General features: G+C 35.2%; 6 protein-coding genes. All 6 read right to left on the bottom strand.

The window, feature by feature from the left end; genetic code table 11:
* Positions 1-203 precede the first annotated feature (203 nt).
* Positions 204-1,103, bottom strand: coding sequence for an AraC family transcriptional regulator (locus tag J8L70_RS15900; protein ID WP_211056554.1), 900 nt, complete (start codon positions 1,101-1,103; stop codon positions 204-206).
* 96 nt (positions 1,104-1,199) lie between these two features.
* Positions 1,200-2,042: an SDR family NAD(P)-dependent oxidoreductase gene (locus J8L70_RS15895; protein WP_211056553.1), complete on the bottom strand. Its 843-nt coding sequence runs from the start codon at positions 2,040-2,042 to the stop codon at positions 1,200-1,202.
* A gap of 1,252 nt (positions 2,043-3,294) precedes the next feature.
* Positions 3,295-4,938, bottom strand: coding sequence for a hypothetical protein (locus tag J8L70_RS15890; protein ID WP_211056552.1), 1,644 nt, complete (start codon positions 4,936-4,938; stop codon positions 3,295-3,297).
* The gene (locus J8L70_RS15885) at positions 4,928-5,875 is read right to left on the bottom strand and encodes an ATP-binding protein (RefSeq protein WP_211056551.1); all 948 of its coding nucleotides are present in this window, start codon (positions 5,873-5,875) and stop codon (positions 4,928-4,930) included. Before J8L70_RS15885 ends, J8L70_RS15890 begins: the two co-directional genes overlap by 11 nt.
* Positions 5,872-7,869, bottom strand: coding sequence for a DDE-type integrase/transposase/recombinase (locus J8L70_RS15880; protein ID WP_211056550.1), 1,998 nt, complete (start codon positions 7,867-7,869; stop codon positions 5,872-5,874). Before J8L70_RS15880 ends, J8L70_RS15885 begins: the two co-directional genes overlap by 4 nt.
* Positions 7,869-8,552, bottom strand: a complete 684-nt coding sequence (locus J8L70_RS15875) for a TnsA endonuclease N-terminal domain-containing protein (RefSeq protein WP_211056549.1) — start codon at positions 8,550-8,552, stop codon at positions 7,869-7,871. Before J8L70_RS15875 ends, J8L70_RS15880 begins: the two co-directional genes overlap by 1 nt.
* Positions 8,553-8,732 lie beyond the last annotated feature (180 nt).

The following is an 8,732-nucleotide window of genomic DNA, read 5'->3' as shown; positions in this document are numbered from 1 at the left end:
TGGTTAATTTCTGGTTAATTCATCTATGGAGTTAATTTATTTTTCTATCATGAAGCGGCCATCAAGGCACTATTTAGCAACTATGGGTAGCTTGAAGTAAAAGAAGTTAACAAGCATTCAACTAAAATTTTGGCTCATAGTGTGTAAAAAAGGAGTTGAAGTACAAAAACCTACTAATTTAAAAGAAACTCTTAGTTGCTGAATTAAGATGTTTTTTCGATAATGAGTTTTTGTATGTCAGCCTTGGGTGATGTACCAAAAACTCTTTTATATTCCCTGTTAAACTGTGAGGGGCTTTCATAACCGACAATACCGCTGGCTTTTGCTGCATCTAATCCTTCAAAAGCCATTAATCGACGAGCTTCTTGTAATCGTAATTGTTTTTGGAATTGCAGCGGGCTCGTTAATGTTATTTCTTTAAAGTATTTATGAAAGGTAGATACACTTAAATAAACTTCCCTAGCAATGGTTTCGGCATTAAAAGGTTGGTTGAAATTGCTTTTTATCCATGCGATGGCATTGGCTATTTGTTTACTTTTCCCCACGCCTAAAGCTTTAGCCATTAAATGGTAACCACTAGGTCCTGAAAGTATACGATATAACAATTCTCGCTTAATAGGTGCTGCTAAAATTTTAATATCTTGTGGATGATTTAATAAGGCTGTTAATCTCATTATTGGGTCAAGAATTGTTGAGCTTGCTTGTTCTATTTGCAGACCCGAGTGGGGTACCTTTCCTATTGATTGACTGTGCTCATGATCTATATCCATGATTAAACCCGCCAATAATGGCGTATCGATACTTAGCTTTATACAAAGGTAAGGTTGCTCTTTTGATGCTTCGATTACCTGCCCCGTTAATGGTAAATCAAATGAAACCAATAAATATTTCGAACAATCATACTCAAAAATATCTTGTCCCAACATTACCCGTTTTTTGCCTTGCACAACAATACAAATAGCAGGTTCATGAAGGATGTGTAACTCTTGAGTAATACAGTCGCTCCTAATAATACTCAAGTCAGATATTTGTGTAGTAAAAATACCATTCTCTGCAGCATGAGGAGTGATGTTTTTAATAGTCTCATTTATAAAACAAAGCATTAATTCACCTTAAACCCACTTAAAGCACCTTATATATCATAATATACTAAACAAATAGACTTGAGTATTAATCAGATAAACCGTTTATATCAATATCTAATTTATATCTGTCGTTTTTGAATAATCAGACCATTTTTCTAAATCTTTTTGACGGTTTTGGTTTGCTTTACTCAGGTATTCTATTGCGTCAGAGCCCACAGCTAATCGCATTGGTTGTTCTGTTTTTTGTGATAATTCAACCAGAAGTTGGCCTAGTTTTTTAGGGTCACCAAGTTGTTGTTGGTTTTGTGATTGATAAGCATCGTTTAATGCTTTTGAGTATTGCGCGTAGTCGTCAATAGATACAGTGCCGTATTGCACCGAAGACCTATCAAGAAAATCAGTTCGGAAAAAGCCTGGTTGGACAATAGTAACATCAATACCAAATTGCCTTACCTCCATTGCTAAGCTTTCTGAAAAGCCTTCAACGGCAAATTTTGCAGCACAATAAACAGAAGCATTTTCAAATCCTAAGCTACCGCCAATTGACGAAATGTTAAAAATCAATCCTGATTGTTGTTTGCGCATGTATGGCAGAACGGCACGAGACATAGACATTAAGCCAAACACGTTTGTTGCAAATTGCGCTTTTATTTTATCTTGTTCAATTTCTTCAAATAAACCTAGCTGCCCAAAACCCGCGTTATTTACTAATATATCAATACTGCCAAAGTAATTAATCGCTTGCTGTGTGGCGAGTTGAATTTCCTCTTCATTACAAATATCTAATTCAAGCAGTAAAATATTATCAGTTTCAGTAAAAACGGATTTTAACTTTTGTAAACTTCTACCTGTTGCGACCACATTTTCACCAGCAATCAATACAGATTTAGCTATTTGATAACCTAACCCCCTTGTTGCACCCGTAATAAACCAGGTTCTTCTCTTTAATTCATTCATGACTTTCTCCTTATTAGTTAAGGGGTTATGGTGAAGGAAAAAACGTTATAAGTGGTAGACTGATAATACGTGATGATTGCCTAATCCTATTTCTAAATCAATAAGGTCAATTCTTGACTTCAACATCATAATGTTGATTGGCTACTTCACGCTTATAACCTCCTTATAAAACTAACTAATGTCGATTACCTTACTCGGGTTACACCATACTTATTTATAATCGATACAAAGTCACTGCTACCCGTACAATATGATGTTCACAAAAAAGATACTGGATTAACGTATAAGTCTCATTTAACTTCCAGCCCAATGTGAAAAAAGGATTCAAAAGCTAGATGAAAAAGAACACAAATGTTCTTTCTCATTTAAGCTTGGAATAGGGTCTAAAAAAAGCATGGCTTTGAAAAGTGAATTTCCAGTAGGCTTTTGGAATATTTCTCATTAGAAGCTGGAATAAAGCTAATTTCTCAATTAACGTTGGAACGAAGAAACTTTAAATACCAGACCTCATTTATCCGGTAAATTAAATGCGAAAAATAACCTAATTAAACTAGCTTATAAAACTTACTAATGTCGATTACCTTACTCGGTTAACACCGTTCTTATTTATAATCGATACAAAGTCACTGCTACCCGTACTCTATGATGTTCAAAAAAAAGATACTGGATTAACGTATAAGCCTTACTTAAATTCCAACACCTATGAGAAAAAAACAAATTAGGTAAAAATCATCTCCTCTGTAGCCCTTGCCACACATAGCTCTCTATTCCAGCTCTGTGAGAAACCATTCCAAATCCGAATGAGAAAGAACAAAATGTTCTTTCTCATTTAGCCTTGGAATGAGACATTCCATATGGCGAGGTTTTGATAGGTGAATTTCTCATAGAAATTTGGAAAGTTTCTCATTCACGGCTGGAATCGGTCAAATTTCTCATTCACAGCTGGAATGAGGAAAATTAAAATTATAACAGCTGTTATTTCAGTAAATTTGATACGAAAAAAAACCGCCTGTAAGAGCCAGCTTTGAAATTCATTTATTAATAATAGATTATTTTACGTAAAAATAAACTGCTTTGATACCATTTCTAATATAGTAATGGTGAAGGATGTGAACTGAAAGATACTGATGTGACTGTAAGGTCAGATATGAGCGACTACAACTGACATGCTTGTTTAAATATATCGGATCCCTACTAGCATACTCTAAATGACTTACTTCAAATATACGGACTTAGTGCATTTAGATATGATCTATTTCGGTTTAGTTTGATAAGTAATCACAATTTTAGATAAATCTAATTTGGGTTTTCCAAAGTATGTGAATCTAGACTCCAGCTTTCGCAAGCAGCAGTCATTTAAACTTTCCTTTTTGTATACTACGAAATCAGTTAAATAGGCATTCATGTAAAGTAAGCAAACTGGTTCTACTTTGCAGCAATCCTTAACTCGCTTTTCGCAATCACGTGACCTTTCAAAATTTGCTGTTCTATTCAATACTAAGTGGCTACTAACAAAGTGTCGGATAGAGTCTGCATCAATCAACTTTTTATCTTTTGTAAGTTTAAGAGAACCATCATCTATTAACCGAAGTAGTGTTTTGTTATCCAACTTTAGCATTTTAATTACACTTTCATGTGGCATGTCATTAAATGACTGCCATTTATTCTTCAGTACTTTTTTAATCCCATTTTCGGATATCAATAAATAGTTAACGTAACGCAATGAGCTATTCACTTTGAATTGAGATTCAATTTTTCCAGAAATAGCATAATCGACCAACTCAGCAACGGTTAAATCAAATAAATTATAAATATCTTTAGGTATGTCGTCGATTTTATAGAATTGTTCTTGTGTTTCAATTTGAGTGCTTAGTGCAAATGATTTAGATAATATGCTTCCAATAACTTCAATATCAAAAAATGATTTTTCAGCCTGAGAACAAAGATACACAGCAGGAAGGGTATCGCTCCTAACTACGTGTATTAGCGACTCCTTTTTTATACCTAAAAAATTAGATAACATCAAACCATCTACTTGATAGCTTAACTGATTCTCATCAGCTCCATTCTCGAAGCGGCGTTTAGAAGTGAATAATTTAGTGTCAATTTTGGCATTGTGATATTTTAATAAGATCTGCTTAGCTTTAGTTGATGATGTAGAGCTTTTTTTGATATTAAAAGAGCTTATCTGCGTTTGAAGCTCATCTATACCAAATCGGGTAACTATTTGCCCTATCCCTTTCAAGTGACTCCGATGCTTTAACAGCAAACCTTCCCATACAACACACAGCTCTTCACAACATAATAGCTTGTATGCGTCCTCTAATAATATCCGCAAAAACTCGATATTAACTTTATCTACCTTTAGTTTTGCAGTAATAAAATCTAGCGGTCGAAAAACTAACTCAGAGAATTTCAATAGAGTGCTTTCAAATGAAGGTCTTTCTACATCTTCTAAACTTAAAATATGCCTTTCAAATAGATATAAGGCTTCGTTTGAATGTGGCTCTCTATCTTCTAAAGATAGTAAGTTCAAAGCATTAATTAATGGCCTTTGATGCTTGATACAAATGGTTGTCGAGACATTTTGCCAACTAACATCATGTAAGCTATTTTCTTTAAAACATTTAGGGCACACTTTTAAATGTTTAGAAAAAGAGGTTGAACCGCGAGACGCTGAGATTTCAATATTCTGTAGTAAATTATACTTTATGACATCTTGTTTTATTTGCTCTATGCTACACAGCAAATCAACGTGCTCATTTTTATAAAACTGCCAAGCGAAAGGTACATGCATTTCGTTGGACTTAAGCAATTTAGTGACACTTACAAAGCCATAAAAATGAGCTATCAAAGCACAAGCTCCGTATGGCGTAATCGTTATTTTACACTTCATAATGAACCCCCAACTCTTTTTTAAGTATTGTGAACTTTTGGCGGTATGGGTTCACTTGGGTACGACCTTTGATTAGCTTGGGACTAAATGTTTGAATCAAGTCATTCAATAGCATCTCGTCACGCTGACGCTTAGCTGCATATAAAATTGCTTTACTTAAGGTTTGAGTAAGCTGTCGCAAATCGCCATTAGTCGTTGCAAATAGCGGTAAATTTATTTGAGGATCCGTAAAATCGATGTGCGTGAACTTTAAATCTTTATTCAGGGTAATTAAGTAGCTTACGTAGGTTTTGTAGTTATCTTGAGTAGATACAGATAATAGCGACTTTTTGATTGTGAGTGAGTTTCGAGAAGCGAACTGCTCGTTAATTGATAATAGGTTTTGTACCTTTGATGTACCTGCAAAAACTAAATACACATTAAATTCATCAACGAGCTCTTTTAAATAATCAGCAATTTGACGAACAGACTTTATACCTACTTTTTCGACCACTTGCTGAAACTCATCAAATATCAAGACTCGATAACGCTTGGTTTGCATTTGTTTTGCGATACGAGTGCGTAATTGAACCTCAGTACCTTCGATAATGCCGGGCTCATTAAATCCTTTCAGAATAGCTCTATATAAGTCTAATGGGCTCATATTTGATGGGGAGCGTATATAGCACGCCTGCTCTGAATCTTTAGGGGATACAGTGTTAGCATACTGCTCATTAAAACGAGTTTTAAACTTTTTAACTAACGTCGTTTTCCCCGAGCCCGAATCACCAACGATAAGCGTACAACACCCGTTATTAAGTTCAATGACATTACTTGCTTCAGATAAAAGTAGTTCTAACTCTTCCCTTAGCGCCATACAATCAAAAGTAAGCTCTGTCAGCATTTTTGCTTTAATCTTGAGCGAATTGCTTTCGCTTGTGGTAAAAGTAACACTCATATTCTACCACCCACTTTAAATTTAGATATTACTGAGTTTTTAGATACATCAACTTCGGTAGTACCTGTCGCACTCATAATTTTATCGCGGGCGTTAGAACTATTCATGTTGATGGATTTAGAGTTATCAACCTTAGTACGCTTTGGGGTTTTTCGACCTGTTTCTTGTTCTTTCTTTTCAGCTTTCTTTGCTTTCGCTTTTTTGAAAACCTGTAGTCCTTCTTTAGTTTTTTTACTCGATTGATATGTATAGCGCTCTCGCGGTGAAGCGTCCGATTCACTAAATTGATTACTACGAGCCACATCTATTTCTGCTCGCTGTGTTCCAGTTTCATCATGATGGTTTGCTGCGCGAATAGGCACAACAAAAATCGCCTCATTTGCTTTAACAACAATACTGCTTGTATCAATATTACTGTAAAAACAATCAACTGTTTTTACTCCTGACATGCTAAGTTCCTTAAGTTCAGAGCTAACATATTTTTCGTTTTTCAACCTAACAGAGCCATTCTTATAAAGCGTATGATTTATACTGACACTACCTCGAAATTTTTCAGGCATAAATTGTGGACTGGGTTCACATATTAGCAACGGATTGTCGCTTACTTTGTTATGCCAAACGTCGATTGGGCTACGGTGATTTAATCCTCCATGACCAGACTTGTGGTATGTTTCTGTAATAAATTTTTGAAGTTCTTCGTCAAACTCCTGCAATGTCATCACAGCATGTAACTCAGCTGTTTCACCTTGCTCTAAGTGCGCATTATTAACACGCGTTTTTGAGCCTAAGTAACCGGGCAGTTCAGCTAAAAATTCACGACGCAATGTTCTAAAGAAACTCTCTATAAACGGTTTTTTCCACGGAGTACCAGATTCAGTAACAACTGGCATCACCCCTAGGTCTAGTGCCATCCTTTTGTACTCATTACCGAGAGCTGCGGTAGTTGCATCAGTGACAAGTTTTATAGGCACTCCATGACAAGGCCAGTAAATATTTTCTTTCGGGGCTACAATATTTTTTAAACATTCAATTGCTAAGTCAGCTGATTCTGACACTTTCTTACCAACGCTTATAGAATAGCCGACAATGCAGCGAGTACATGTGTCAATCGCAACCATGACAACGAGCGTCCCAAGATAAGCACCTGACTCATTGTTAATGCCAAGATTGATATAGATAGCATCCATCTCGATGCGCTCTAGCGGGTTTTCTCCAATAAATTCTCGACCAAGCTTATAGCGCAATAACTTTTTACTCTGCTTACTGAGTGTTTTATTAATAATAAGTTCGGCTTCTAAAGTGTTTAATCGTCTATATATACTCGCTTTTGAGGGGACTTTCGGGTATTCATGAGGTTTTACTTTTTTGAGCTGGGTAACTTTACTACGTATCAAGTCAGCAATTTTATTAACTGACTTTGCAGTTTTATCACTACGTATGAGGTAATAGTCAGTAAAAAAATCATTAATTAAATCCTCAGTCTCTTGAGTAAATCGTGATTCGCATTTGTGTGAAGCTGCCCCTAAGTTTATTAGTGAACGTGGGTCCTTGTTTGAATCTATGTATTTTTTTACCTTTGCTTGGCAAGTGCTTCGACAAAAATAGCTTGAGCCATATCTTTGCCAGTCAAACAACATTATGCTTTCATCAATGTTATCAATCTTCGTTAAATTCTTTGAATGTCTAGCAATGTGATCTTCAACAAAATTGTGCCACATTTCTTGCTCTTTAACTTGCGCATCGCTTAAAAATGAATCAACTGTTGATTGATATGTCTTATTCTCATAAAACCCTGCTTCGTTATTGATAAGTTTCCTCATTAACTCCGAACGTGTAAGCACTTTCGTTTTAGCACACGGTATTTTTGTTTGGGTATCATCTAATGGAGAAAAATATATTGAGTTATCCAATGAGTTATGTTGCAAAGCATCGATAACATATAAGCTCTCATCAATTCTAAACTTCATGCCTTCTTTTAAATTTACACAGGTCATTACTCACCCCCATAAATATTGCTTGATAACAGTGTTTCACCTGTTAAATAGGATGAAACCTCTATTTTTACATAATCATGAAGTACACAATAAGAAATCATGTTCGTATTTATTTTTAAGCACTTGCAAATATCTACAGCTTTATTCAGAGAGACGGGTACTGATAGTATATTTAAAAGATAATTTAAGGCTTCTTCATCAGGTATTCCAAGCGCTATAGCATTTCTCTTAAGCATCATCATATTTGATATCGCTATTCGCGAGGGTAGATCCTTTTCCGTCATAACTTGGAATTCAAACCCATGCTGCTTAAAAGCGTGTTTAATTAGTTTATGCTTACGAACTGTCTTTTCATTAAGAGCAGCGGACACCTTCACTTCAATTATTTTAACTCTATTATTACAATCAATTACAGAGAAGTCAGGTGTGTAACTGTGGTCAACCCCTTCCACAGAGTATCGTATAGAAAATGGCTGGCTTTTAACTGAAATAATTGTGGGTTCGAACTCAAACATCACAGCAAAGTGCGCCTCATTGAAAGATTCAAAGAAATGGGGGGATGAATCTTTCAATGTAGGAAATAACCCTGATAGGTTAAAACGACTAAAGCGTTCTAAATTACGCCTCATGTCATCTTTGCGATAAGCTTTATCTATCGTTTTGTATTCATCATCTTGCTTCACACTGAACCTCCTCATCAATAAATTTAACTCTAGTTAAGTTTATGATGGCGTCAAATATGAAGATTACAACAAAAAACAGATCTTTTTAGCCATTAGAACAAAAAAACACATAGTAACAAACAAATAAAGATAGATTACAACTTAAACCATTGAATTTTATATGTATAAAAATACACATAA

The sequence above is a fragment of the Pseudoalteromonas sp. MMG010 genome, from assembly GCF_018100905.1.
In the GTDB taxonomy this organism is placed as follows: domain Bacteria; phylum Pseudomonadota; class Gammaproteobacteria; order Enterobacterales; family Alteromonadaceae; genus Pseudoalteromonas.
The sequence above is the reverse complement of the archived record's forward strand: the minus strand, read 5'-3'. Positions and strand labels throughout refer to the sequence as shown.

Excerpts from the sequence above, each read along its gene's own strand:
- J8L70_RS15885 (WP_211056551.1), bottom strand. The coding sequence starts at position 5,875 with ATGAGTGTTACTTTTACCACAAGCGAAAGCAATTCGCTCAAGATTAAA.
- J8L70_RS15895 (WP_211056553.1), bottom strand. The coding sequence starts at position 2,042 with ATGAATGAATTAAAGAGAAGAACCTGGTTTATTACGGGTGCAACAAGG.
- J8L70_RS15890 (WP_211056552.1), bottom strand. The coding sequence starts at position 4,938 with ATGAAGTGTAAAATAACGATTACGCCATACGGAGCTTGTGCTTTGATA.
- J8L70_RS15880 (WP_211056550.1), bottom strand. The coding sequence starts at position 7,869 with ATGACCTGTGTAAATTTAAAAGAAGGCATGAAGTTTAGAATTGATGAG.
- J8L70_RS15900 (WP_211056554.1), bottom strand. The coding sequence starts at position 1,103 with ATGCTTTGTTTTATAAATGAGACTATTAAAAACATCACTCCTCATGCT.